Source organism: Thermodesulfobacterium sp., from assembly GCF_030445475.1.
GTDB lineage: Bacteria > Desulfobacterota > Thermodesulfobacteria > Thermodesulfobacteriales > Thermodesulfobacteriaceae > Thermodesulfobacterium > Thermodesulfobacterium commune.
This window is the reverse complement of record NZ_JASUTP010000001.1, coordinates 80,668-105,490: the sequence shown is the minus strand read 5'-3', so window position 1 is coordinate 105,490 and position 24,823 is coordinate 80,668. Positions and strand designations below refer to the sequence as shown.

Here is a 24,823-nt window from a genome sequence, read left to right as displayed (position 1 = left end):
ATTGCAATCCTCTACATTTTGTATTTAAAAATTTTAGGATCCAGCTTTTCCAGAAAATCTTTTAGTTTTTCTTTTTCCTCTTTGGTGGTGATTACTAATTCTCCTTGTTTTTCGGTCACTGGGGTTTCAGAATAAATTTGACTCTTCTTGAATACCTCTTCATCTACAAAGATCTCCGCATTAAGCCTTAAAGCTAAAGCTATAGCATCGCTTGGACGGGAGTCTATTTCTAAAACCTTATCTCCAGTAACTATGGTAATAAGGGCATAATAAGTATTGTCTTTAAGGTCTACGATTTCAACCTTGGGAATAGTAATCCCCAGGTTTTCGAATATATTTTTGATTAGGTCATGGGTTAATGGCCTTGGAAACTGTATGTTTTCTAACTTGGCTGCGATAGAAGTAGCTTCTAAAACCCCTATCCAAATGGGAAGAATCCTTTCTCCTTCTGCTTCTTTTAATAACATCACAGGACTGTTAGACATAGGATCCATGGCTATTCCATGCAACACCATTTTTATTTTCATAAAATCAAACCCCCCTTTTATACCCTCTTTATTTTTAATATGTTAAGACTTAATCTTTAAAAAGTCAAGCAATACAAAGGGGTTTGTATGGTTTCGAATTTGAAAGGTTGCCTTTTACTGTTTTTTACCTCCAGACTTTAAAGTAGGTTGGAAAAAGTAAAATTCGTAATAAAATAGGGCTGGAGTAAAAAATTTGGAGGGATAATAGATGTTAGAGGAAAGTCAGGTTATCAAAGTGCGTTTTGAAAAACTTGCCAAACTTGAGTCTATGGGAATTAAGACCTATCCCAACGATTTTCGTCCTAAAGATAAAGCAAAATATATAAAAGAAAAATACCAAGAGTTAAGCCCTGAGGAGATAGAAAAAAAGACCCAAGAATTTGTGGTAGCAGGGAGGATTATGGCAAAAAGGGAGATGGGTAAACTTATTTTTGCCCATCTCCAAGATGATACAGATAAAATTCAAATTTTAGTGGCTAAAAATGAGTTGGCTCAAGAAGATTTTGATTTTTTTAAGAAATTTATAGACATAGGGGATATCATAGGGGTTAAAGGAAGGCTTATCAAAACCAAGACCGGTGAGATTACCATATTAGTGAAGAGTTTTAAACTCTTAACCAAGGCTCTCCGGCCTTTACCTGAAAAATATCACGGACTTAAAGATACTGAGTTAAGGTATCGGATGCGCTATGTAGACCTTATCATGAATCCTAAGGTAAGAGAGCTTTTTAGACTACGGACCCAGATTATTCAGTATATAAGAGATTATTTTATTTCTCAAGGATTTTTAGAAGTAGAAACCCCGATGATGCATCCTATAGCAGGCGGTGCTGCTGCTAAACCTTTTATTACCTATCACAACGCTTTAGACATGAATTTGTACCTTAGGATAGCGCCTGAGCTTTATCTAAAGAGACTTATAGTAGGCGGTTTTAATAAGGTGTTTGAACTTAACAGAAATTTTAGAAATGAAGGGGTTTCAAGTAGACATAATCCAGAGTTTACTATGTTAGAGTTTTACGAGGCTTATGCTACCTATGAAGATCTTATGAAAAGAACCGAGGAGTTGTTTTATGGGCTTGCTTTGGAAATAACAGGTAGCCCTAAGATTACTTACCAAGGTCAAGAGATAGACTTTACTCCTCCTTGGAAACGGATTGAGTTCTTAGAAGCTCTTATAGAGTTAGGAGGTGTTCCTAGGGAAGTACTCTTTGAAAAGGAAAAACTTATTAAGTTTGCTAAAGAAAAAGGAATTGAGCTAAACCTAAAAGATCCACGTATAGGTAAATGGTGGACTAAGCTTTTTGAAGAATTAGTAGAACCAAAACTTATACAACCTACCTTTGTGATAAAATTCCCTGTAGAGGTTTCTCCCTTAGCCAGAAGAAGTGATGAAGACCCTGATTTTGCAGAGAGGTTTGAGCTGTATATTGCAGGAAAAGAAGTAGCTAACGCATTTTCAGAGTTAAATGACCCAAGGGACCAAAGAAAAAGGTTTGAAGAACAACTTAAACTAAGGGAAATAGACGAAGAAATCCCTCCAGAGATTGACGAAGATTTTATCCGAGCCCTTGAATATGGTATGCCTCCTTGTGCGGGAGAAGGTATCGGTATAGATAGAGTGGTTATGCTTTTTACCGACAGTCCCTCGATAAGAGAGGTCATTCTTTTCCCTCACTTAAGGAAAAAAGAGGATCTTTAAAAGGATATTTTGAATGAGTTTTTCTAACCACTGGAGGCTCTGGTTAGCTTTAAAATATGTTTTTTCACGGAAAAGAGAGCGTTTTACAGGGATAATAGCGGTTATTGCTGTTTTAGGGGTAGCTCTCAGTGTAGGAGCCTTAACTGTAGTAAATGCCGTAATAACTGGTTTTAAAGAAGCAGTAGCAGAAAAGATTTTAAGTTTAAACCCCCACATCACGATCACCTTCTGGGAAGAAGGGTTAACCCCTAAGATAAAGACTTTAGTAGAAAAAGAGATTCCTAAAGACCAATTGTTAAGCCTTCAGGAGACATCTTCTATTCAGGGATTAATCATCGCTCGTTCCCATCCTATAGGTATAGTGCTTAAAGCTTCTAACTTAGATATGTTGGCCAAAGAAAAAGGTTTTAAGGTATTTTATGTAGAGAAGGATTTTTTAATAAGTGCCAAAGAAGAGAAAGTAGTTCCGGTGGTAGTAGGTAAAAAATTAAGAGACCGGTTAGGGCTTGGGGTAGGAGAAGTTTTAAATTTTATGAGTGCTCAGGGTATGTTTACCCCCTTCGGTTTTATGCCAAAAATATTAGACCTAAAAGTAGTAGGTTGGTTTGAAACAGGGGTTTATGATTTTGATTTAAACCTTGTTTTTGCCCCTTCTGAAACGTTTTTTTCTTATCTTACCCCTACCAACAGGTCTTTAGAGATTAAGCTAAAAGACCCATTTAAATCAGGGATTTACAAAGATAGGTTGCTTTCCTCCTTAGGTTTTGGAGTTCAAATCCTTGACTGGCAAGAATGGAATAGAAACCTTTTTGCTGCCCTTAAGATGGAAAAGTTAGGTCTCTTTGTAGTGCTAAGTCTTATGATTGCCGTTTCCCTTTTTACGATAATCGCCGCCATGATCATGCTTGTTTCTGAGAAAAAAATGGATATAGCTATTTTAAGAGCTCTTGGAGCCTCTTCTAAGGATGTAATGATCCTGTTTTTTTATAGTGGCTTTTTGTTTGCAGTTATAGGGGTATTGTTAGGTTTGGTGTTAGGAGGAAGTCTCTGTTGGGTTCTTTCTAAATATCCAGTGGTAAAACTCCCGAGCGATGTTTATCCAGTAGAATACATGCCGGTTTCTTTAAAATTTTTCGACCTTTTGGTTATCGTTTTGATTTCTTTTTTGATAAGTCTTTTAGCCTGCCTTTATCCGGCTAAGAAAGCTTCTGAGGTTATGCCTGCAGAGGTTTTACGCCATGGATAACCTTCCTGTTTTAGTCCTAAAATCTATATCAAAAAAATACCAACATGCAAACGAAGAGATCGAGGTATTAAAAAAAATCGACTTGGAGGTATATCCAGGAGACCTTATAGCGATAGTAGGACCTTCTGGGGTTGGGAAGACCACTTTGTTAAACCTTATGGGTACCCTTGATCAGCCTACAAACGGAGAGGTATATTTTCTGGGTAAAAAGATAGATTATAAACAAGAGGAGCATATCCTTGAAACACGAAAGAGGATAGGCTTTGTGTTTCAGCTACATCATTTATTACCAGAGTTTACGGTTTTGGAAAACGTTATCCTTCCAGGGTTGATTGCCAATCTGACCATAGAGGAATGTATGCAAAGGGCGGAGGTTCTTTTGCAAAAACTTGGAATTTTTCATAGAAAACACCATAAGCCTTCTTCTCTTTCTGGAGGAGAAAGACAACGGGCAGCCATTGCCAGGGCGCTTTTTTTAAATCCGGTTTTGGTGCTGGCAGACGAACCTACAGGGAACCTTGACCCAGCAAGTGCAGAAGAGGTAATAGACGCTTTTTTAACTCTTAACCAAGATTTTAACACCGCAGTGGTGATGATAACCCATAACTGGGATTTAGCTAAACGAATGAAAAAAATTTTTTTGCTAAAAAACGGTTTTCTGGTAAAATGGGAAAAAGAGACCCTCAAATAGGGGTTAAGCTTTGAAGAAGATATTTCTATTTTTTGTTTTTGTCTGGCTGGGATGGTTACCTTCCCTTTTTTCAGCTCAAACAAATCTTCTTATCTATTCTGCCAAAACCATAGGTGACCCTACCAGTAGTCAAACTTTAGAAGCTTACCTTCAAAAACTTCAAGAAACACTTAAAAAAGAAGGGTTTCTCTTAGAAAAAAAGGTCTATTCTACCGAAGAAGCTAAGGCCTTCCTGAAAACAGGGATTTATGAAGGGATAGCTGAGGTTAAAGGTGTGGTTATAGGGAATAATGTGAGCTTTGAATGGAAACTTCTTTTACCTGGACCAAGCACCCAGTATTTTAACGTGGTAGGAGAAACAGGAAACATAGATACCTTGGTTTCTAATACGGTACCATATTTAAAAAGTATCTTTGAGAAAAAAGAAATAGTAGAAGAAATAAGATTAGTAGGTAATATGAGGATTAAAGAAGACCTGATTTATCCAAACCTTACCACCAAACCTGGCGACATCCTTGACTATAAAAAATTAAACACAGATCTGAGAAATCTCTATAAGATGGGATACTTTGAAAACATCGAGGTTAAGTTAGAAAAAGGAGCCAAAGGGGCGATAGTAGTTTTTGAATTTAAAGAGAATCCTTCTATCAAGGAGGTAGTTTTTAAAGGTAATAAACAGGTAAAGAGTGAAGATCTGTTGAAAATCATCAATCTTAAGGAAGGTACGGTTATTACGTCTAAGGAGCTTGACAGGATTCTTGAGACGGTAAAAGCCTACTACGAACAGTTAGGTTACAGCGGGACTGATGTGAAAATAGACTTAGAAAAGGTTTCCCAAGCTCAGGTGAAGTTGATAGTAGAGATAAAAGAAGGAAGGAAAAAATATATAAAGAAAATAGAATTTATAGGAAACAAAGCTATTTCAGAAAAAGAGTTGAGAGGTTTACTTTCTGTTTCAGAAAAATCTATATTTTCCCCGGTTAAAAAAGTTACTCAATATCTGAGAACTCTGACTACTCCAGAACCAGTGGCTGAACCTGGGGTTTATAATCTTGCCTTTCTTTATAGAGATTTAGGAAAAATAGAAAGTTTTTATAAAAATCGTGGTTTTATCGATGTTAAGGTAGGAGAACCTTTGGTTAAAGAGGAAGAGGATGGGGTAATAATAAAAATCCCTATAGAAGAAGGAGATCAATATAAAGTTGGAAAGGTGGAGATACAACAGGATCTTTTTCCAGAGGATAAGATTTACAAAAAATTAAAGACCTTACCTGGGAAGGTTTTTAGTTTAGAGTCTTTAAAAATAGATGAGACCACCCTTACCCATCTTTTTGCAGACTATGGTTATGCCTATGCTAAGGTGACCACCGATTTTAGTAAAGACCCCAAAGCAAAGGTTATCAACCTAACCTTTAAGGTGGATAAGGGACCTGTGGTTTATGTCAACCGTATTGAGGTAGAAGGAAACACCAAAACCAGGGATAAGGTGATTAGAAGACAAATTAACATAGCTGAAGGTTGGCCTTATAGTGAGAAGAGAATAGAAGAAAGTGAGGTAAGGATAAGAAGGTTGGGATTTTTTGAAGATGTAAAGATAGAAAAAGAAAAAGCTGCCAAAGAAGATGAAGTTAACCTTAAGGTAAAGGTTAAAGAAATGCTTACTGGTTCGTTTGGTATCGGTGGTGGTTATAGTTCCTATGATAAGTTTATGTTAATGTTAGACATAACAGAAAGAAATTTCTTAGGAAAAGGGCAAAGATTAAACTTAGCAGCAAGACTGGGTACTAAAACCAGCCGTTACTCTATAAATTTTTACGACCCATATTTTAGAGATACCAAATATTCTCTCGGCTGGTCTCTTTATAACTTTGATATAGAATATGACGATTTTACCAAGGACAGTAAAGGTGCTTCCCTAAAAGTAGGATATAACCTTACCTCAAAACTTTCTGTGTATGCAGGCTATAGATTAGACCATACCACCCTTGAAGATCTTTCAGATAACGTAGCCAAAATCATTTTAGAATCTAAGGATATCAAACTTACCAGTGCCTTTCAGTTTGGGTTAAACTATGACTCAAGGAATAGGTTTTTTATGCCTACCAAGGGTTGGTACCATGCTTTAGATTTTGAACTTGCCGAAAAGTGGTTAGGAGGAGACAGTAATTACATAAAAGTAGAAGGTGAACACCAAGTCTATCACACCTTTCATAAGCTTACTTTCCACGGAGTCCTAGGGTACGGATATCTAACCGAAGGTGGAGCCAGAAAAATCCCAGTTTATGAAAGGTTTTTCTTAGGAGGAATAAATTCGGTAAGAGGATATAAATACGGAGATATTTCTCCTAAGGATCCTGAGACAGAAGATAAAATAGGGGGTACCAGAAAGTTTTATACCCAGTTCGAGGTTATCTTTCCACTGATAAAAAATATCAATTTAAACGGGGTAGTCTTTTACGACATGGGAAACGTCTGGGATAAAAATACCGAATTTCAGTTTTCAGACCTCAGAAAAAGTGTAGGTATAGGCTTAAGATGGCTTTCTCCTTTTGGTCCCTTAAGGTTAGAATGGGGTTATAATATCGATAAGAAACCTCGAGAGGATTCAAGTAACTTCAACTTTAGTATCGGTGGAAATTTTTAGTTTTTACACAAAGTCAACTTTTTGATAAAGTCAAAAAAATGACATTTTTGGGTACTTCGTAGTTTGTTTAATATCTAATAGCGTGGTTTTTTCAGGAAAAATATTTCTAGTAGTATAAAGAAAAATTTTCCTTGACCTGACAATCGGTAGGAAAAGTTTTACCTTCTTTTTTTTTTTCCCGCAGGTGGCATTAGTAATATCTACATCTTTAAAAATGGGCATGGTTTTTGTATATAATCTTTCAGAAACTTTTAGTTTATAAGAGAGGTTTATATGAGAGGGATACATATTAATCCTCAGTTAGGGTTGCTTGAGGCCTTAGAGGCGGCTCAACTTCTTGACAGAAGGTTAACGGTTACTACCAATAATTTGGCCAACGTTGACACCCCAGGTTATAAAGAAGATAGGTTGAGTTTTCAAGAAGTTTTGATGAAAAAAATCGGGCCTAAGGGAAAAAGGGCGTTTAAAGAGACAGTACCTTATTTGAATAAAGAGCAGGGTATTTTAGAGCATACGCAAAATCCCTTACACTTTGCTATCGTAGGGGAGGGGTTTTTTAAGGTTCAAACCCCTAATGGAATAGCCTATACCAGGGCAGGTAATTTTACGATTGACACTCAGAGGAGGTTGGTTACCCCAGAAGGATATCCAGTCTTGGTTAACGGAACTCCTTTGGTGGTTGACCCTGGTATGGCAAGAGGAGGACTTATTACGATGGAGGACTATAGACTTCAGGTCTCTCCTGATGGGGTTTTATCTATAGATGGAACAGAGTTAGGAAGGTTTGACGTGGTTACTTTTCAAGATCTAAACAAACTTAAAAAAGTAGGAGAAAACCTATATATAGCAGAAGGTATGGAAGAGATACCGGCTACTAATTATGAGATTAGACAAGGTTTTATAGAAAAGTCTAACGTAAATCCTATAAGAGAGATGGTTGGCTTGATTGAGATCCAAAGGACTTTTCAGTCAGTCCAAAAAAGCATTCAAGGTTGGGATGAAGCAACAGAAAAACTGTTAGGTTTAAATAGATAAAGATAATTGGTAGAGGAGGAAAAGCACGATGATAAGAGGACTTTGGAGTGCTGCTACAGGGATGCAAGGACAGCAGTTGCAACTTGACGTGATAGCCAATAATCTTGCCAACGTAAACACCGTAGGTTTTAAAAAGAGTAGGGTTGACTTTGAGGATTTGTTTTATCAAAACCTAAAGCTTGCCGGAGCTTTGACAGCAGACGGAACTCAGGTACCCGTGGGAATGCAGATAGGTCTTGGGGTAAGGCCGGTTGCTGTGTCTAAATTGTTTACCCAAGGAGAATATCAGCTAACCAACCAAGAGCTTGATTGGGCGATAGAGGGTAGAGGGTTCTTTATGGTAATCATGGGAGGAGAGGAATATTATACCAGGGCAGGAAACTTTAAACTTGATCGTGACGGATACATCGTTACCCCTGACGGTGCAAGATTACAACCTGAGTTTGCCGTTCCTCAGGGTACAGCAAGGATTGAGGTTACCCCAGACGGAATCATTACTGCCCTTGGCCCAAGAGGAGAGACCTTAGCCCAAGCTCAGCTTACTCTTTATGATTTTACCAACCCAGCTGGTCTTTATGCGGTGGGAAGAAATCTATTTAAATCTACAGATGCTGCTGGAGATGTTATAGAGGGTAACCCTGGACAAAATGGATTTGGAACCATAGCTCAGGGTTATCTTGAGATGTCTAACGTGGACATCGTAGAAGAGATGGTAAAAATGATTATTACCCAAAGGGCTTATGAATCTAATTCTAAAGGAGTGTTAACGGCAGACCAGCTTTTAGAGATAGCTAACAACCTTAAGAGGTAGCGATAGATGAAAGGAGTATGGTTGTTTGTCTTCTTTATGGCTGTGTTGGTGAGCTTTAAGCCTGTTATGGGAGTAGAGTTTTACACAGAAGAAGATTATAAAAAAATTTTCTTCCAAGAAATACAATCAAGGCTAAGCAAGGTATATCCAAAATTGAGTTTAGAAAGGTTTAGTGTAGAACCAAGGGAAGCTAAGGTGATTAAAGGAATGCCTTACCAGGTTAAATTTTTAGGAAGACCAGGTCTTGGGTTTAATACAGTTATCCTGGTGTTTTTTAAAGACGGAAAAGAAGCTTTTAGGGTTAGACTCTGGGGTTATGTAGAAAGTAATGTTTCTGTGGCAGTGGTAGCTAAGCCGTTAGAAAAAGGAGAGGTAATCACTAAGAACCACTTAGTTTTTCAAAAGAAACCGCTATCGAGGCTTCCTAAGGATGTGGTTTTAGAAGAAAAAGAGGCATTAGGTAAAGAGGTAAGAACAAGCCTTAAGCCTAACGTGGTTTTGAGAAAGTCTTTTTTGAACGAACCTGTTTTAGTAAAAAGAGGTCAAGAGGTGTTAATCATATGTAAAGGGCGAGGTTTTTTAGTTAAAACCAAGGGTAAGGCCTTACAAGATGGAAGAAAAGGGGAGGTTATAAAGGTTAAAAATTTAACCAGTAAAAAAGAAGTTTTAGGCAAAGTAATCTCAACAAACGAAATTGAGGTGATGCTATAATGAGAATGTCAAAAATTTGGCTATCATTGTGGCTTATATTTTTGTGGGGCTGTTGGGAGTTTGACCCTAAAACTCCTCCTACTCCTCCACCACCCCCTGAGGTAGCCGTTCAAGTGGAAGAAGGGCGGTATTTGACTAAGGGGTCTTTGTTTAAAGAGGGAAGGGATTTATATGGTTATGCAGATAAAAGAGCCAGATTTGTAGGGGATATTCTTACGGTTAAGATTGTAGAGACCTATCAAAGCTCTAACACGGTAAGTCAAAAAAGTGGAAAAAGTAGTTCTGCTTCTGCGGGTCTCTCAAGTATTTTAGGCTATGAAAAAGATATAAAAAATATGTTTTTACCTGATGCCGCAGATTTAGGGACTCTGTTTAAAGGTGAGATGAGTTCTTCTACCTCTGGACAGGGACAGATATCAAGACAAAGTAGGATTGTAGCCACTTTAAGTGCACGGGTGGTTAAAGTTTTACCAAACGGGAATTTAGTAATTCAAGGGGTGAGAACCATAAAGAGAAATAGAGACCTTGAGTATATAACCCTTACAGGGATCGTAAGACCAGAAGATATAGCTGCAGACAATTCAGTGCTTTCTACCCAGATTTCTGATGCCTATATCGAATACAGCGGTAAAGGGCCTAATAGTGAGGCTGCAAGTGGACCGGGAATCATTACCAGACTTTTACAACTATTTTGGTTGTTTTAGAGGGAGGGGTATGAGAAGGATAATCTGTCTTTTACTTTGTTTGAGTTTTTTTCTGGTAGACCAGGCCTTTTCTGTAAGGCTTAAAGATATCAGCGAGGTAGAAGGGGTTAGGGGTAATTTTTTGGTAGGTTATGGACTGGTAGTTGGGCTTAAACAAACCGGAGACGGAGACCAGACTAAGTTTACCGTACAGTCTATAGTAAACATGCTTGAAAGGTTTGGGATTTTGGTGCCTAAGGAACAGGTGAAATTAAAGAACGTGGCTGCTGTGATGGTTACTGCCTATTTACCTCCCTATGCTAAGCCAGGACAAAGGATCGATGTAGAGGTTTCTGCTATAGGTGATGCTAAAAGTCTTCAGGGAGGAACCTTATTGATGACACCCTTAAAAGGTCCTGATGGTCAGGTTTATGCCTTAGCTCAAGGACCTATTTCTATAGGTGGTTTTGGGGCCCAAGGAGGTGGGGCTCAAGTTCAGGTAAACCATCCTACCGTAGGTAAAATCCCTAACGGAGCCATAGTAGAAAGGGAGGTTCCGATGGAAGACCTAAACAGTCTATCAAAGGTGGTTTTAAGCCTGAAAACCGAAGATTTTACCACGACTTCAAAGATAGTTGAGGCTATCAACACTTACTTAAAGGGAAACTATGCAAAGGCTTTAGACCTTAAAAACGTAGAGTTAAACGTACCTTCTAACTATCAGAAAAGGGTAGTAAAACTTTTGGGAGAAATAGGTAACCTTGAGGTTATACCTGATAGCCCGGCAAGGGTGGTTATAGACGAAAAAACCGGTACGGTTATCATCGGAGAAAACGTAAAGATTTCAAGGGTAGCAGTAGCTCATGGAAATTTAAGCGTTGAGATAAAAGAGACCCCAGAAGTTTCTCAGCCATACCCTCTTTCTCCAGGTGAAACGGTGGTAACTCCAAGAACAGAAATACAGGCTAAAGAACAAAAAGCAAAGATTGTGGTTTTAGAAGAAGGAGTAACCTTAGGAGAACTGGTTAGGGCCCTTAATGCAGTTGGAGCAACTCCAAGAGAGCTTATCGCTATCTTACAGGCAATAAAGGCTGCAGGGGCTTTACACGCAGATTTGATGATCATATAAAGAGGATTAAACGATGAAAGCTTATGGAATTTACTATCAAAACCTAAATGAAATAAACAATTTAGCAAAAAAAGACCCTAAGGCTGCTTTAAAAACCCTTTGTAATGAGTTTGAATCCCTTGTCTGGTATGAAATTTTGAAAAACTTTGACCAATCTATGTTTAAAAGCAATTTATTTCCAGAAACCTTAGAAAAAAATTTTTATCAAGATTTTCTCTATCAGGAAATAGGAAGGAATGTAGCTGGAAGGCCAGGAAGTTTAGGGGATTATCTTTATAAAAACCTTTTAAAAAGTGCCTATCTAAAGAATAAGATAGAAAAATCCGATAAATAACTATACAGGAGGTGATTTTAAGATGGTACGAAAAGAACTTATCGAACTAAAAGAAATTTTAGAAAAGGAAAAAAAGGCTCTTATGAAAGGTGCGATAGAGGAAATTTTAAAATGGGCTTCTTATAAAGCCAGGCTTGCAAACTCTTTAAAAGATAAAAATGACTTTACCAAAGAAGAACAAGAGATGTTGGAGGAGATTTTTAGAATCAATGAAAAAAATAAAATGATAATCCAGGCTGGTCTTAATTTTGTAGAAGAAGCCTATAGTTTTTTAACCAACATCTTTTGTCAGCAAGAGACCTATGGAAAAGTCTCACAACAACCTCCAAGGGTTATTTCTAAATCTGCTTAAGGAGATAGACCATGGCTGGGCTTACAAGCACTTTAAACATAGCTAAAAATTCGCTTCTTGCCTTTCAGTTAGCTACTCAGGTTATAGGACATAATATTTCTAATATAAATAACGAGGCCTACTCCAGACAAAAGGTCGTAGAAACCACCTATCCTCCCAGTCCATCTCCTGTAGGGCCTATAGGAACAGGTGTAAGGGTAGACTTCATCAAGAGATACTTTGACACTTTCTTAGAAAGAAACCTGAATCTAAAGTATACAGATTTGGGACTATACAATGCAGAAGAGTCTGGGCTTAACGTTTTAGAAAGTCTTTTTAACGAGGTAAGCGAAGGGGTCGGACTTACGACAGTTTTAAAGAATTTTTGGGATTCTTGGCAAGCCTTAGCTAACACCCCTGAAAATTTAGCTGCAAGAACGCAAGTTTTAGAGAACGGAAAGTTAATATCTGAAATTTTTCAAAGTAAGTTCCAAGGACTTAGAGATCTTGAAAACCAAATTGGGCTTAAACTTAAAACCATGGTAGAAAGTATCAATAAAATATCTTCTCAGATCGCTGAATTAAACCTGCAGATTACCGCACTTGAGTCTGGAGGAAAAACCGCTAACGACCTAAGAGACCAAAGAGATAATCTTATTAGACAACTCTCACAGCTGGCTTCCATTCAGTATTTTGAAACCAAAGAAGGGGCTTATAACGTTGTTTTAGGTAAAGGGTTTAACCTGGTAAATTTGGATAGAACCTGGAAGCTTGAGATCTCTGGTACAGATTTATACTGGGTAGATACTTCAGGAGCCAAAGTACCTATCTCAAGCAAAGAGGTAGCTTCCGGAGAACTTGGGGGTTGGTTGAGACTTCTTGAACAGCTCTCAGATAAATACAACTATGAATATGTTTCAGGAAACAAGATAAATTTTAATATTTGGGGGAGAGCGATTTCTGAGAGTGACAAACTCTCAGACCTTGGACTTTCTGGTACTGTAACCTTTAATGTTACAGGCACCGACCATTTTGGAAATGCTATCTCTGGAAGTATCTCTTATGACCTTTCAACCAACCCTGACGTCACCTTAAGAGATCTTTTGGACCAAATAGAAGGATTTTACAACTATACAGTCAAAGCTTATATAAAGGATGGTAGGCTTTTTGTGGAAGACAAATTTAGGGGTCCTGGAAAGATTAGTTTTTCTATAAGTGGGCCTTTTGATTTTGGAAACTTTTCAGACCCTGCTTATCAAAGAAGGGTAGAAGAATTAAACCTGGCAGGAAAACTTAAACTTTTTGGCGAAGAGCTGGTAAAGGCTGTAAACGAGCTTCATACTCAAGGGGTAGGGCTTACGTTCTATACAGGAGAATTAGAAGGGGCTTATTCAGCCCAAAAATATATCAAAGAATTGCCCTATTTTCTTGACCTTGCCAAAAATCAGACAGGAAATCAATTTACAGGGTTTTTCTATATATGGATTAAAAATCCTCAAGGTCAGATTACTCCTGTAAAAGTATCGGTTGAAGGGTTATCTGTAAACGCTACCCTTGATGATTTAGCAAATATGATCAATGTTTCCCTTCAACAAGCAGGTTTTTATGACCCTTCAGACCCAAATGCTACATATCTTAAGGTTTTGGTAAGAGGAGGGAAACTTGTCTTTCAGGCTAAAGACGGCTATGCTTTTGCCTTTTCAAACGATACCTCAGGGATTCTTCTTTCTACGGGGATAAATCTCTTTTTTGTAGGAACAGACCCAGAAGATTTTTCTGTAAACAATGCTCTTGTGCTAAAGCCAGAGTTAATTGCCTCAGGTAAGATGGACTTAAACGCCTTAAGAACAGAAAATTCTCTTTTTAAAACCTATAAGAGTGTTTCCACAGTTAACCCTTTTCAAACTTTTGATAATAGCTTAAGTAAAATTTATCTTAGGTTTTATGATGATAAGGTCAATCAGGTGCCTTTGTTTGACCAAAACCCTTATAACGAGAAGGTTTTCTTTGTGTTAGGAGGTAATGTTTCTGAAAATACCAAATTGACAGACCTTGGGTTTTCTGACGGAACTATCATAAACTACGGAGGAACTCTTTATGATGGAACAGCAGTAGCCGGTACTTTTACGGTCAATCCTTTTAACACGGTAAAAGACCTTATGGAAGGCATTAGAGCTACCTACAACTATACGGTAGAGGTTTATATAAAAGACGGGATGTTATGTATAGAAAATAAAACTGCAGGCGATAGTCAGTTAACCTTTAATTCTGTTGAGTTAACTCAGAATAGTTATTTTGGCCCTAACTATAGATGGAACGTTACCCCTTCTCAAGAGTATTTTGTAGAGATTCCTGTGGCCACAAACGAAGTCCTCTCTTCTATCCTTGCTAAAATAGACAGACTTCCTTATCTAAGAGCTTACGTTGATGCAGAAAATAAAGCGGTTTTAGGGCTTGAGACTAACCAGACTAGAGCTTACGCCTTTGAAATAGGAGACAACAGTAACGTAAACGGGTTTATAGATTTTTTGAGCGCTCAACAGATGTATATCCCTTCTTTTAGAGGAGACCCAGATGTGGCTACCCTTAGGGTAACGACAGGTTTTGAAGACTTTGATTTAGATCCTATAGACGAGGACTATCTTTCATTTTATCTTTTCGATAAGAAAGGGAGTTACTTAGATACCTTCAGGGTAAGGCTTGATGATGGAAAGACCATTTTAGACGTGATCAAAGAGATCAATTCCCCTCAAAATGCAAAGTATGGTCTTTCTGCAAGGCTTGATAGGTCTGGAAAACTAATAATAGAAACTACCGGACTATATCAAACGGCAACCTTTGTAGTCCAAGATGAGTTCTATGATGGAATCAACTATACCCAAACTAAATATGATCAAGGGTTTATAAATGCTCTTAAGGGTTATGAGTTTAAGAGAGGGGATAACCGCACAGCTCAGGCTATAGCTGACCTTTCTTCTGTTACCAGAAAAGATTTAAATTATGCTACCCTTGAGGACTATTACTCAAGTTTGGTAGGAGAGGTGGGGTCTGCTACCAAGGCTGTAAAAGATAACAAAAACTTTTTAGAGACGTTAATTTCTCAGATAAAGGCGATAAAAGATAGCATTTCAGGAGTTTCTTTAGACGAAGAGATGACCAATCTTATCAAATATCAGCAAGCCTTTGCTGCGGTTGCAAAAATTTTAACCTCAGTAGAAGATATGTTAGAAACCCTTATCAACGCAAAACGTTAATATAAGAGGGTAAGACCATGAGAATAGGTTTTAACACCAAATATAATAGTGTACTTACAGACCTAAACCGACTTTCTTCTGACTTAAACCTCACCCAACTTAAGATCTCTTCAGGTAAAAATTTTATCAGACCTTCAGATAATCCCTCAGACGTGGTTATTTCTCTTAATTATAAACAAGGAATTAATAAGATCGAGAAGTATCAAAAGGCTATCGATGACGGACTGGCCTTTTTAAAAGCTCAGGAGTCAACCTTAGGGAATGTAGAAGACTTGGTGGCAAGGGCAAAGGTGCTTGCTATCCAGGCTGCAAACGCCACCCAAGATATCAACGCAAGAAAAGCTACCGCAGAGGAAATAGATAAGATCATCCAGTCAGTTTTAGCCTTGGCAAATTCTCAGTTAGGAGAGAAATACCTATTTGCAGGGCAAAAAACCAGCGGTTTTGCTCCAGGTACTTTTCCTTTTGAACTAACCAAAGAAACCCTTCCTGATGGTCAGGTAATCGAGAAGGTAGTTTATAACGGTTCAGTAGAAGATTTTTCCATAAGCTATGATAAAGGTATGCAGATAAAATTGGGAGAAAACGGACAAAAAGTTTTTATGGATTCAGGGATTTTTGAAACCCTTATAGGGTTAAAAAGACTACTTTTAACCGATAACCAGATAGACTATCAGCAGGAAACATATAATATCCAACGATTTATAGGTAAGCTTGATGAAGTTTACAACCATATAGCAGAAAAAAGAAGTTTGATAGGGGCTCAAATATCTCATCTTGAGACTAAAAAAGAACTTTATACAGATTTTAAACAGACTTTGGAGAATAATCTTGGGTCTCTTGAAAGTGCAGATTTGGCAGAGCTTGCTACCAAGATGCAGATGCTTTCTATAGCTTATGATGCAGCCCTTAAAGCTACAGCTATGGTAAGTGGAATGAGTTTAGTGAAGTATGTCTAAAGTTTACTCCAGGTAGGAAAGAGAAAATTTTTTCCTGAGATGTAGACCTGAGATAGATGAGAGGGCAGGTGGATAAGGTATATACCATGCCCTTGAGGACCTTCTCCAGAGGCAAGGAGATAGTCTCCTGTAGGTGAGAAGGCTGGGTCTTCTAAACGGCCTTTGAAGGCAAATTTATCTTCCTTTCCAGTGGTAAGGTCTTGTAAAACTAAATAGGTTAGGCCCCCGCCTCTTGACAAATAAAGGACTTTATCTCCTTTTGGTGAGAACCTGGGAGAGGTATTGTAAGCCCTTATTTTGGAAATTTTTTTTGTCTGTTTGGTTTCTAAGTCAAAAAGATTGATAGTAGGTTTTCCTGTCCTTCTATCATGTACATAAAGAAGTTTTTGTCCATCCTGTGATAAGTCTCCTACCTGATAAACCCCTTCTCCTTTTAAGATAGGTTCGAGGGTCTGATTTTCTAAGCTAAATCTATAAATTCCTATTTCTGCTTGATCTTCTATGGTTAAGAAAAGAGCCTTTTCATCAGGACTCCATACAGGAGTAGAACTTATACCTTTTATGTTAAAGGCCTTTTTTTCTCCGGTTTTAAGGTCTAAAATTTCTAAGAAGTAGAGCTGTTTTTCATATACTAAATAAGCTAACTTTTGACCAGAAGGAGAAAACTTAGGGAAGAGAATAAGAGGGGCTGATCTCAATTCCTTAGGGTTTTCTTTAGAGAAGTCTGCAAGGTATAGACGGTCTTTTCCTAAAACTCTTTTTACAAAAGCTACTTTAGAGTAGGCTATTCCTTTATGGTGAGAGAGGTCTTCGATTATTTTATCTGTAAGGACATAGATAAGTCTTTCTGGTTGGGAGGGAGAACTTTTTAGGTGGTATTCGCCTATGATCCTTTTTTCAAGAAGGTCTTCAAGTTGCCCTTTAAAGGTGATCTCCGATGAGGTTAGGCTAAAACTTCCGGTTAGGTAATATTCTTTAGAGATAGGCTGAGAAAAAGGAGGGTTAGGGGTTGCTAAGACAAAAAGATGTAGGTTTATCATCTTTCTTAAAAGGGAGGTTAATTTGGCAGAAACCGAAGGGTCTCCCTTAAAATCAGGAACCCTGACTAAAATTTTCCCAAAGGTTTGACTTTCAACAGTAATGAGAGGAAGACCTTCAGAGGGTTCAGTAGCTTTAGCAGGTAAAGCTCCTGCTAAAGCTAAGAGAATAGATATAGATAAGAATATCCAGATACCCTTAAACTTCATAGGAACCGTTTTCCATCTTCACCACATCTTCGAACTTTATATCCATCCCTAATATTCCTATTATTTCTTCGTATTTATTTCTTATAGGAATAGAAAGAGTGATACAAAGATTACCTGTAATTCTAGAAGTATAAAACTTAGAAGTATAGGTTTTACCTGTCTTCATCGGCACCTTAAACCACTCTCTGTTTTCAAAAGTTTCTGTTTTAAGAAGTTCTTCGAACTTGTGGAGGTATTCGATATCGTTGGTCAACCCCACCACGGGTTTCCCCTCTGCGTCAACTATGTAAATAAATTGAACGTATGGATGTTCTTCCAAAAATTTTTTGAGCACAGGCCTTATTTTGGTTGCTTTAAGGGTAGACATTTCTTTTTCTTGAGAGAGGTCTTCGATGTAATGAGACATAAGTTTTATGACATAGTCCCTTAGATGATCAAGCTCAGATACAAAGAGTTCAGGGAGATATTTTTTGGTGTAAGTCAACATTTCCTCGTTAGAAATAGGGGTAACTCTTCCTTTTTCATATTCTTCGATGATTTTTTTGTAGATTTTAGCCACCCCTGGATGTCTTTTATCGATCTGTTTGTCTCCTTTAAGCCCAAAGTGCATGTTAATCCAATAGGCAATTCCAGCGGTTCCACTTTTATCAGTGATGATGATCTGTATAGGTCTTTTTAATACACGGAGGGTATCAAAAGAATTGTAAATTTCTTCATTTTTTATCAAACCATCTATGTGGATTCCTGCTTTGGTAGCGTTAAATTCTTCTCCCACCAAAGGCTGTCTGGGAGGTATTTTTTCATGAAGTTCGGTTTTATAGTAATTTACGATATCAGTTATGACAGAAACATCCATACCATCAGCTGTACCCTTTAAAGCAATATATTCAAACACCATCGCCTCAAGAGGGGTGTTACCTGTGCGTTCCCCTATACCAAGAAGGGAAGTGTTAACATAGGTGCATCCGTAAAGCCAGGCAACTGTTGCATTTATTACCCCTTTATAGAAGTCGTTATGGCCATGCCACTCAAGAAGTTCTTCAGGAACCCCAGCTTCTTCTATCAAAGCCCTGATAAGCTTAGGTACACTTACAGGAAGAGCTGCCTCAGAATAAGGCACACCCAATCCTAAGGTATCACAAAGTCTGATTTTAACGTCTATACCACTTTCTTCTCTAAGTTTCATAAGCTCTATGGCAAAGGGTATCACAAACCCATAAATATCAGCCCTGGTTATGTCTTCAAAATGACACCTTGGGCGAATTCCTAACGAAAGGGCTTCTTTTACGATAGCTAGATAATCCTCTAAAGCCTGTTTTCTTGTTTTTTTGAGTTTTAAAAAGATATGATAGTCAGAACAGGAGGTAAGAATACCTGTTTCCTTAAGTCCAGCCTCTTTTACTAATTTTAGGTCATTTTTGTTAGCCCTTATCCATCCTGTAATTTCAGGATACTGGTATCCTAAGCCTAAACATCTTTCTAAAGCCTCTCGATCTTTTGGGGTATAAAGAAAAAATTCAGTTTTCCTTATTATCCCTTTAGGCCCACTAAGTTTGTGTAAAAACTTATAAAGGGTTTCTATCTGTTCTGGAGTGTAAGGAACTCTGGCTTGTTGCCCATCTCTAAAAGTGGTGTCTGTGATGTAGAAATTTTTAGCAGGTTGAGGGGGTATGTATTTTCCGTCAAAGAAAATTCTTGGTGGTTCTATGTAAGGAAAAAATTCTTTAAAAAGATTAGGTGTCTCTACATCTTTTAAAGTATAGATATCTTTGCGAGGTTTTAATTTTAGCATGGTTCTTTCCCTTTTTATACCAAGAGGTAAGAGTTTACCTCTTGGACTGGGGGTATTTGTATCCCGCCTTTTATTCAGGTAAGGGTTTTCCCCCAGCAGGCGGCATTTACCCTTACCTAAAAGATAACATATAGTAAATTTAAAAGGAATTAGCTAAAAATCAAGTTCTATGTTATCATTCATTAAAAAATTTAGACTATTTAGCTTAAAAAAGGGTTGACAAAACAATTTTTAGTAGGAATATTAATTTTCGATATGTATTTAAACGCAGAGAAGATGGTGAAAAAATTGAGCAAAGAGTTTAAGATCATCCCTGCGGAAAGGACTTTTGGGGTAGAATATGCGATAAGAGATATCGTTGAAGCCTCTCAGGAGGCTAAAAAAGCAGGAAAAGACCTTATCTGCCTTAACATAGGAGACCCTGTTAAGTATGGTTTTAAAACACCAGAACATATCATTAAAGCCGCTTGCGAAGCCCTTTTAAATAATCTTAACTCTTATTCAGAATCTACCGGCATATCTGAAGCTATAGAAGCTATAAAAGGCTATGCCCTTAAAAAAGGGATTCAACCTGTTGATATTTATATTACTCAAGGGGCATCTGAGGCCATAGAGTTTGCCATTTCTGCCTTGGCTAATCCTGGGGATAACATTCTTCTCCCTTCTCCTTGTTATCCTCTCTATCAGGCTATAGTTGCCAAATTTCAGATTGAGCCAAGATTTTATTATCTTGATGAAGAAAAAGACTGGGAAATAGATATAGACTCGATAGAACCGCTTATAGATGATAAAACCAAGGCCATAGTAATCATCAACCCTAACAACCCCACCGGAGCTGTTTATTCTAAGAAAACTTTGGAAAAAATTTTAGAAATAGCAGAGGAATACCATCTTGTAGTACTTTCTGACGAGATTTATGATCAATTTATTTTGGAAGAAGGATTAGAGCATGTTTCGATCGCAGCTTTAACCGATAAAGTTCCTGTCTTAACCTTTAACGGTCTTTCTAAAAATTACTTTGCTCCTGGTTTTAGGATAGGCTGGGGGATAGTTTCTGGTCCAGAGGAAATGCTGAAAGATTATATAGATGCTATTCATAAGCTTGCCCGCACTAGACTTTGTGCTTCTCATCCTCTCCAGTTTGCCATTCCTGCTGCCCTTAATCAAGAAAATGTTTACATAAAGCAGGTGATACCTCAACTTAAAAAGAGAAGAGACCTCTTGGTAGATGGAATAAACAGTATTCCTTGTCTTTCTTGTGTAAAACCTAAGGGTGCTTTTTATGCTTTTCCTAAGTTTGAGATCCCAGGAATCGAAGATTTGGATTTTGTGAAAAGATTGATCTTAGAAGAAGGTGTGGTAGTAGTACATGGAAGTGGGTTTGGTCAAAAACCTAACACTAAACATTTTCGTATCATCTTTCTTCCTGAAGAAGCAGTAATTTTAAAGGCATTAGAACGGATAGAAAGGTTTGTGAAGAAGTTTCTTTAGACATGAGGATTCCTTCTGTCAACGAAGTCAAGCAATGTTTAGCTCATCTTTATCCACAATATCCGTTGAGTTATTTTACTGAACCTGCTCGAAGAGTTACCGCTCTTATAAGGGAAAAATGGCAAAAAGGGGAACTAAAAGACCTTACTGAAGAAAGGTTGATAGACTTAGCCAAGCAGGTTTTTGAAGCTTATGAAAGACCTTCTTTGCAAAGGGTGATAAACGCTACCGGGGTAGTCATACATACCAACTTAGGACGAGCTCCTTTAGCCGAAAAGGCTATTCAAGAGATAGTAAAGGTTGCAAGATTTTATAGTAACTTAGAGTTTAATTTAGAAGAGGGTAAACGAGGAAGTAGATATGTCCATGTAGAAGAAATTCTTATAGAAATTACAGGAGCTGAAGGTGCACTGGTAGTAAACAATAACGCTTCTGCCGTGCTGATTGCACTTAATACGTTAGCTTTTGGAAAAGAGGTTATCGTTTCGAGAGGAGAGCTGGTAGAGATCGGTGGGTCTTTTAGAGTGCCTGATGTGATGAAGTGGTCTGGTTGTATCTTGCGAGAAGTAGGAACCACCAATAAGACCCATCTTTATGACTATGAGAGGGCGATAAACGAAAATACCGGACTACTACTTAAGGTTCACAAAAGTAATTTTGCTATCATAGGGTTTACTAAAGAGGTTAGTTCAGAAGAGTTAGTGGCTTTAGGCAAAAAATATAATCTTCCGGTGATGGAAGATTTGGGAAGTGGATGTTTGATCGACCTTTCTAAATACGGCTATTCCAAAGAGCCTACGGTTAAAGAGGTATTAGCTGCAGGGGTTGATGTGGTTACTTTTTCAGGAGATAAACTTTTAGGTGGCCCGCAAGCCGGTATCATTCTTGGAAAAAAAGAGTTTATAGAAAAAATAAGAAAAAATCCTTTAAACCGTGCTCTAAGAATAGATAAGTTGACTTTAGCAGGTTTAGAAGCAACTCTAAGACTTTACCGTGATGAAACCTTAGCTATAGAGCATATACCTACGTTAAAAATGATCCTCACCCCTAAAGAAAAACTAAAAAAATCGTGTTTAAAGCTTGTTAGACAATTAAAAAAGATTGGTTTACAAGGTTTTACTTTTAAAATGATCGAAAGTTCAGGAAAAACAGGAGGAGGGTCTTTGCCTTTGTTAGACCTTCCTTCTTTTGTAGTAGGTGTTTATTCAGAGAAGTTTTCTCCTCAAAGGTTGCAGGAGTTTTTAAGAAAAAATAACCCTCCCATCATTACCAGGATAGAAGAAGATTTTTTGGTGATAGATCCAAGATGTCTTTTTCCAGAAGACTATCCTGAAATTTTAAGAGCTTTTCAGAGGTTTAAAAATGAGTTTGAGGGTTCCTCCTAACTGGTCTTGGTTTTTGCCTTATTTACAACAAAAATTTTCAGGTGAAAACTTACGCTCAGGAGATTTTTTTAGGTACTCAACTCCAGAGCTTTTTTTACACTATCCTAAAGAAAAACTTTTGCCACTTTTACTGATAGAAAGATATCTGTGGGAAAATGTTGACAGAAGTTTTTTTAAAAGTGAGATGTTAAGTTTAGTGCTTGAAAAAGAAAAGGTAAAAGGATATCTTTTTAGATGTCCTGAGACTTTTTTAGAAAACCTGGACGGATTTTCCTTTATAAGGATAGAAAAAAATCTGTTTTTTTATCCTATTGCTTGGGGAGGTTTGACCAAGCTTCTTTTTTCTCTTTGGAAAAAAGAAGTCCCTTTTATAGCGGTTGAGGTGGAACTGGAAACCTTAGAGGATTGTAAACAGTTTTTAGAGATACCTCAACGGTTAGACTTTAGTAGATTTAGCCTCTCAACCAAAGAACACCTACAGAATTATCTCCCTTTTGAGAATTTAAGGTTGGCTAACACTATAGAAGAAAGGTTTTTAACTGAAGGAGATTTTATCTTCTTAGCAGACAAAAAAGAGTCTATTTTAGAACTGCAGTTTAACGATGTAGAGATATTAGAAAGATTAGAAAATCAAGAAAGATTGTTGCTGGTAGGAAAAGGAACCCTTAGTTCCTTATTGGCTAATACACAGGGTTTGTTTAAGAACATAGGGGTTCTTACCAAAGAAGTCTGGGATTTCTATAGAGTTGAAGGTGCTTCGCCTTTGATGTATACTGTTTCTGCTCTAGAGCATGCAAGAAGGTTGAAAGGGGAAAACAAGGTAATTTTTGAGGGTTTTAGTTATCATGTGTTAGGAGACCTTTACTATGAATGGGAAGATTTAGGTAAAGCCTTGAAATACTATAACTTAGCCGAAAACTATACTAAACAACCGATAGAGCTTGCTTTAAGTAAGGGGGCTATCTACTATCTTTTAGGAGATTTTGATAAAGCAGAAAAGATATTAAAATCTCGTCTTTGTGGATGTGAGAAGGAAGACCCTACCATTCATTACAACCTGGGCTTGATCTATTATCAAAAAGGAGATTATGAAAAAGGAAGGTATCACTTTTACAAGGCCCATCTTTTGGAGCCAAAAAATCATGTTTTTAGAGAGGCTTTGGTAAAATTTTTATGGGATATAGGTGCTTATCAAGAGTTAGAAGAGGTTCTTTCAAACACAAACAAGTTAACTCTTAAAGAAGAGTTGTATTTAGGAAAGCTATTTTTTCAACAAAAGAAGTATGAACAAGCCTTTGATTTGTTAAAAAAGACTTTAAATCTTCCAGAAAGAGACGGAGAAACTCTAAGTTTCTTAGCCTGGCTTTATGTTTATTTTAACAAAGAAAAAGAGGTTTCTGAGCTGCTGAAACAAGAGGCTAAAAAATTACTTACTGAAAAAGAGAAAAAAAGATTGGCTGAAGAGTTTGGGATTAGTTTTACATGAGAATAACTATTTTAGGCTCTGGGACCGGATGGATAAGACTTGACCGAAACTCTCCAGGTTATCTGGTAGAAAAAGATGGTTTTTTACTGGTTCTTGACCTTGGTTATGGTGTATTAAAACAGATTTTAAAGCTTGGTTATAGTTTAGAAGACCTTTCAGCAATTTTTATTTCTCATTTTCATCCAGACCATCTTTCTGACCTTATTCCTTTCTTTTTTGCCAGCCGCTACAAGCTTGGTTATCGAAGGCTTCAACCGGTACATGTCTATGCACCAAAGGGGTTCTTAACCTTTCTTGAAAAATTAAATCAGGCCTTGAACCATTGGGTTGAACCCCCGAAAGAGATTTTTAGGTTGATTGAACTTCCGTTAACAGAAGGGTATGAATTTTCGATAGGACCTTTTAAAGCCAAGACCTCCCCGGTTAAACATAATCCTGAAAGTTTAGCCATTAGGTTAGAAACCCAGGGGAAAAGTCTGGTGTATTCTGGAGATACTGGTTTTTGTAGCTCTCTTATAAGGCTTGCTGAAAAAGCAGATGTTCTTATTTTAGAATGTGCTAATTCAGAAGATTTTAAGGTAGAGGGGCATCTTTCTCCTACAGAGGCAGGGGTTATCGCAGAAGAAAGTAGAGTAGGTAAACTTATCCTTTCTCATTTTTATCCTCATAGTGAAAAAAAAGAAATACCAGATATAATAAAAAAACATTTTTCAGGTGAGGTAATTTTAGCTGAAGATTTTATGGTTTTAACTTTATGACATCTCTTAAAATAATCTGGCAAAAAGGAAAAGAAGAAAACCCCCTTGCTGAAAGGATGAACCTTACTTATCTAAACCTGGAAAGAGCACTTATGACGTTAACCCCTATTTTACTTGAGATGGGGGTTAAGGTTGAGTTTGAGAAAGTGGAGGTAGAAGAAAGACCTAAGAACCTTAAAGATTGGCAAAAAAGGATTTTAATAGAGGATAAATTTATAGAGGACTTTTTAGACATAGAAACAAGACAAAGTTTTTGTTTGGGACTGTGTGGTAAAGTATGTGATGTGTTGTGTAAAGATAAGATTGAAGAAATCCCTGACCATCTTATTATTGCAGCGGTTTTTCACGTGGTAAGAGAAAAATTAGACAAAATGGAGGGTTAAAATGGAGAGTTTAGACCCTAAGATTCTAAATAAACTGAAGCAAAAGGTTCAGAAAGAACTTGCCTTAAAAGAGATAGAGACGATAGAATACTGGCTTAACGAACTTTTAAAGGTTTATCAGAAAAACCATCAAAGTTTAGCTGAGTTTAAGGCTGAAATCAGACAGTTTATAGATAGGATGAAAAATCGGTTAGAGATTTTAAAAACTAAAGGATATTAAAAGG

At 37.4% G+C, this 24,823-nt stretch carries 22 protein-coding genes; 19 read left to right on the top strand and 3 right to left on the bottom strand.

All coding sequences use genetic code 11. The features are described 5' to 3' along the window. Window positions 1-11: 11 nt before the first annotated feature. Window positions 12-527, bottom strand: coding sequence for a bifunctional nuclease family protein (locus tag PWP26_RS00545; protein WP_287567604.1), 516 nt, complete (start codon window positions 525-527; stop codon window positions 12-14). Window positions 528-735: 208 nt separating this feature from the next. Between PWP26_RS00545 and lysS the strand changes: the two genes are divergently transcribed. The 13 genes from lysS (at window position 736) to flgL (ending at window position 16,057) form a co-directional block, all read left to right on the top strand. After that, on the top strand, window positions 736-2,229 hold the full coding sequence (lysS, locus tag PWP26_RS00540; RefSeq protein ID WP_287567602.1) for a lysine--tRNA ligase: 1,494 nt from the start codon (window positions 736-738) through the stop codon (window positions 2,227-2,229). A gap of 13 nt (window positions 2,230-2,242) precedes the next feature. Next, entirely contained in the window at window positions 2,243-3,475 is a 1,233-nt protein-coding gene (locus PWP26_RS00535; RefSeq protein WP_301398755.1) for an FtsX-like permease family protein, read from the top strand. After that, a complete protein-coding gene (locus PWP26_RS00530; protein ID WP_287567599.1) occupies window positions 3,468-4,166 on the top strand; it encodes an ABC transporter ATP-binding protein in 699 nt (232 codons plus the stop codon). Before PWP26_RS00535 ends, PWP26_RS00530 begins: the two co-directional genes overlap by 8 nt. A 10-nt stretch (window positions 4,167-4,176) precedes the next feature. Next, entirely contained in the window at window positions 4,177-6,810 is a 2,634-nt protein-coding gene (gene bamA / locus PWP26_RS00525) for an outer membrane protein assembly factor BamA (RefSeq protein WP_301398754.1), read from the top strand. Window positions 6,811-7,083: 273 nt separating this feature from the next. Further along, window positions 7,084-7,845 (top strand): flagellar basal-body rod protein FlgF, encoded by a 762-nt coding sequence (gene flgF, locus PWP26_RS00520; RefSeq protein WP_301398753.1) that lies wholly within the window; start codon window positions 7,084-7,086, stop codon window positions 7,843-7,845. 28 nt (window positions 7,846-7,873) lie between these two features. Further along, window positions 7,874-8,656, top strand: a complete 783-nt coding sequence (gene flgG, locus PWP26_RS00515; protein ID WP_301398752.1) for a flagellar basal-body rod protein FlgG — start codon at window positions 7,874-7,876, stop codon at window positions 8,654-8,656. Between the two features lie 6 nt (window positions 8,657-8,662). After that, window positions 8,663-9,367 carry a flagellar basal body P-ring formation chaperone FlgA gene (gene flgA / locus PWP26_RS00510; protein ID WP_301398751.1) on the top strand — a complete coding sequence of 235 codons (705 nt, stop codon included), beginning with the start codon at window positions 8,663-8,665 and terminating at the stop codon, window positions 9,365-9,367. Window positions 9,368-9,408: 41 nt separating this feature from the next. Further along, window positions 9,409-10,071: a flagellar basal body L-ring protein FlgH gene (locus tag PWP26_RS00505; RefSeq protein ID WP_301398750.1), complete on the top strand. Its 663-nt coding sequence runs from the start codon at window positions 9,409-9,411 to the stop codon at window positions 10,069-10,071. A gap of 10 nt (window positions 10,072-10,081) precedes the next feature. Continuing rightward, window positions 10,082-11,179: a flagellar basal body P-ring protein FlgI gene (locus PWP26_RS00500; protein ID WP_301398749.1), complete on the top strand. Its 1,098-nt coding sequence runs from the start codon at window positions 10,082-10,084 to the stop codon at window positions 11,177-11,179. Window positions 11,180-11,192: 13 nt separating this feature from the next. Beyond that, entirely contained in the window at window positions 11,193-11,513 is a 321-nt protein-coding gene (locus tag PWP26_RS00495) for a hypothetical protein (RefSeq protein ID WP_028840592.1), read from the top strand. Between the two features lie 22 nt (window positions 11,514-11,535). Next, window positions 11,536-11,865 (top strand): hypothetical protein, encoded by a 330-nt coding sequence (locus tag PWP26_RS00490; protein ID WP_301398748.1) that lies wholly within the window; start codon window positions 11,536-11,538, stop codon window positions 11,863-11,865. 11 nt (window positions 11,866-11,876) lie between these two features. After that, window positions 11,877-15,098, top strand: coding sequence for a flagellar hook-associated protein FlgK (flgK, locus tag PWP26_RS00485; protein WP_301398747.1), 3,222 nt, complete (start codon window positions 11,877-11,879; stop codon window positions 15,096-15,098). A gap of 17 nt (window positions 15,099-15,115) precedes the next feature. After that, window positions 15,116-16,057 carry a flagellar hook-associated protein FlgL gene (gene flgL / locus PWP26_RS00480; RefSeq protein WP_273019065.1) on the top strand — a complete coding sequence of 314 codons (942 nt, stop codon included), beginning with the start codon at window positions 15,116-15,118 and terminating at the stop codon, window positions 16,055-16,057. On the opposite strand, the gene PWP26_RS00475 is transcribed toward flgL, so the two are convergent. Continuing rightward, complete coding sequence (locus tag PWP26_RS00475; protein ID WP_038063323.1) at window positions 16,054-17,304, bottom strand: PD40 domain-containing protein; 1,251 nt, start codon at window positions 17,302-17,304, stop codon at window positions 16,054-16,056. The genes flgL and PWP26_RS00475 overlap by 4 nt on opposite strands. Then, complete coding sequence (locus tag PWP26_RS00470; RefSeq protein ID WP_301398746.1) at window positions 17,294-19,096, bottom strand: cache domain-containing protein; 1,803 nt, start codon at window positions 19,094-19,096, stop codon at window positions 17,294-17,296. Before PWP26_RS00470 ends, PWP26_RS00475 begins: the two co-directional genes overlap by 11 nt. A gap of 255 nt (window positions 19,097-19,351) precedes the next feature. Here PWP26_RS00470 and PWP26_RS00465 point away from each other — a divergent pair, with 255 nt between their 5' ends. The 6 genes from PWP26_RS00465 to PWP26_RS00440 are packed head-to-tail and all read left to right on the top strand — an operon-like array spanning window position 19,352 to window position 24,819. Continuing rightward, window positions 19,352-20,587 carry an aminotransferase class I/II-fold pyridoxal phosphate-dependent enzyme gene (locus PWP26_RS00465; protein WP_301398745.1) on the top strand — a complete coding sequence of 412 codons (1,236 nt, stop codon included), beginning with the start codon at window positions 19,352-19,354 and terminating at the stop codon, window positions 20,585-20,587. Between the two features lie 2 nt (window positions 20,588-20,589). Continuing rightward, window positions 20,590-21,972 (top strand): L-seryl-tRNA(Sec) selenium transferase, encoded by a 1,383-nt coding sequence (gene selA / locus PWP26_RS00460; RefSeq protein ID WP_273010384.1) that lies wholly within the window; start codon window positions 20,590-20,592, stop codon window positions 21,970-21,972. Beyond that, complete coding sequence (locus PWP26_RS00455; RefSeq protein ID WP_301398744.1) at window positions 21,950-23,458, top strand: lipopolysaccharide assembly protein LapB; 1,509 nt, start codon at window positions 21,950-21,952, stop codon at window positions 23,456-23,458. Before selA ends, PWP26_RS00455 begins: the two co-directional genes overlap by 23 nt. After that, on the top strand, window positions 23,455-24,216 hold the full coding sequence (locus PWP26_RS00450) for an MBL fold metallo-hydrolase (RefSeq protein WP_038063335.1): 762 nt from the start codon (window positions 23,455-23,457) through the stop codon (window positions 24,214-24,216). Before PWP26_RS00455 ends, PWP26_RS00450 begins: the two co-directional genes overlap by 4 nt. Continuing rightward, the gene (locus PWP26_RS00445; protein ID WP_038063338.1) at window positions 24,213-24,599 is read left to right on the top strand and encodes a DUF2703 domain-containing protein; all 387 of its coding nucleotides are present in this window, start codon (window positions 24,213-24,215) and stop codon (window positions 24,597-24,599) included. Before PWP26_RS00450 ends, PWP26_RS00445 begins: the two co-directional genes overlap by 4 nt. Window position 24,600: 1 nt before the next feature. After that, window positions 24,601-24,819 (top strand): hypothetical protein, encoded by a 219-nt coding sequence (locus PWP26_RS00440; RefSeq protein WP_287567583.1) that lies wholly within the window; start codon window positions 24,601-24,603, stop codon window positions 24,817-24,819. Window positions 24,820-24,823: the final 4 nt, after the last annotated feature.

What these genes read in the sequence shown, in the direction of transcription:
- PWP26_RS00545 (WP_287567604.1), bottom strand. Translation starts at nt 527, where the DNA reads ATGAAAATAAAAATGGTGTTGCATGGAATAGCCATGGATCCTATGTCT.
- lysS (WP_287567602.1), top strand. Translation starts at nt 736, where the DNA reads ATGTTAGAGGAAAGTCAGGTTATCAAAGTGCGTTTTGAAAAACTTGCC.
- PWP26_RS00535 (WP_301398755.1), top strand. Translation starts at nt 2,243, where the DNA reads ATGAGTTTTTCTAACCACTGGAGGCTCTGGTTAGCTTTAAAATATGTT.
- PWP26_RS00530 (WP_287567599.1), top strand. Translation starts at nt 3,468, where the DNA reads ATGGATAACCTTCCTGTTTTAGTCCTAAAATCTATATCAAAAAAATAC.
- flgF (WP_301398753.1), top strand. Translation starts at nt 7,084, where the DNA reads ATGAGAGGGATACATATTAATCCTCAGTTAGGGTTGCTTGAGGCCTTA.
- flgG (WP_301398752.1), top strand. Translation starts at nt 7,874, where the DNA reads ATGATAAGAGGACTTTGGAGTGCTGCTACAGGGATGCAAGGACAGCAG.
- flgA (WP_301398751.1), top strand. Translation starts at nt 8,663, where the DNA reads ATGAAAGGAGTATGGTTGTTTGTCTTCTTTATGGCTGTGTTGGTGAGC.
- PWP26_RS00500 (WP_301398749.1), top strand. Translation starts at nt 10,082, where the DNA reads ATGAGAAGGATAATCTGTCTTTTACTTTGTTTGAGTTTTTTTCTGGTA.
- PWP26_RS00495 (WP_028840592.1), top strand. Translation starts at nt 11,193, where the DNA reads ATGAAAGCTTATGGAATTTACTATCAAAACCTAAATGAAATAAACAAT.
- PWP26_RS00490 (WP_301398748.1), top strand. Translation starts at nt 11,536, where the DNA reads ATGGTACGAAAAGAACTTATCGAACTAAAAGAAATTTTAGAAAAGGAA.
- flgK (WP_301398747.1), top strand. Translation starts at nt 11,877, where the DNA reads ATGGCTGGGCTTACAAGCACTTTAAACATAGCTAAAAATTCGCTTCTT.
- flgL (WP_273019065.1), top strand. Translation starts at nt 15,116, where the DNA reads ATGAGAATAGGTTTTAACACCAAATATAATAGTGTACTTACAGACCTA.
- PWP26_RS00475 (WP_038063323.1), bottom strand. Translation starts at nt 17,304, where the DNA reads ATGAAGTTTAAGGGTATCTGGATATTCTTATCTATATCTATTCTCTTA.
- PWP26_RS00470 (WP_301398746.1), bottom strand. Translation starts at nt 19,096, where the DNA reads ATGCTAAAATTAAAACCTCGCAAAGATATCTATACTTTAAAAGATGTA.
- PWP26_RS00465 (WP_301398745.1), top strand. Translation starts at nt 19,352, where the DNA reads ATGTATTTAAACGCAGAGAAGATGGTGAAAAAATTGAGCAAAGAGTTT.
- selA (WP_273010384.1), top strand. Translation starts at nt 20,590, where the DNA reads ATGAGGATTCCTTCTGTCAACGAAGTCAAGCAATGTTTAGCTCATCTT.
- PWP26_RS00455 (WP_301398744.1), top strand. Translation starts at nt 21,950, where the DNA reads ATGAGTTTGAGGGTTCCTCCTAACTGGTCTTGGTTTTTGCCTTATTTA.
- PWP26_RS00450 (WP_038063335.1), top strand. Translation starts at nt 23,455, where the DNA reads ATGAGAATAACTATTTTAGGCTCTGGGACCGGATGGATAAGACTTGAC.
- PWP26_RS00445 (WP_038063338.1), top strand. Translation starts at nt 24,213, where the DNA reads ATGACATCTCTTAAAATAATCTGGCAAAAAGGAAAAGAAGAAAACCCC.
- PWP26_RS00440 (WP_287567583.1), top strand. Translation starts at nt 24,601, where the DNA reads ATGGAGAGTTTAGACCCTAAGATTCTAAATAAACTGAAGCAAAAGGTT.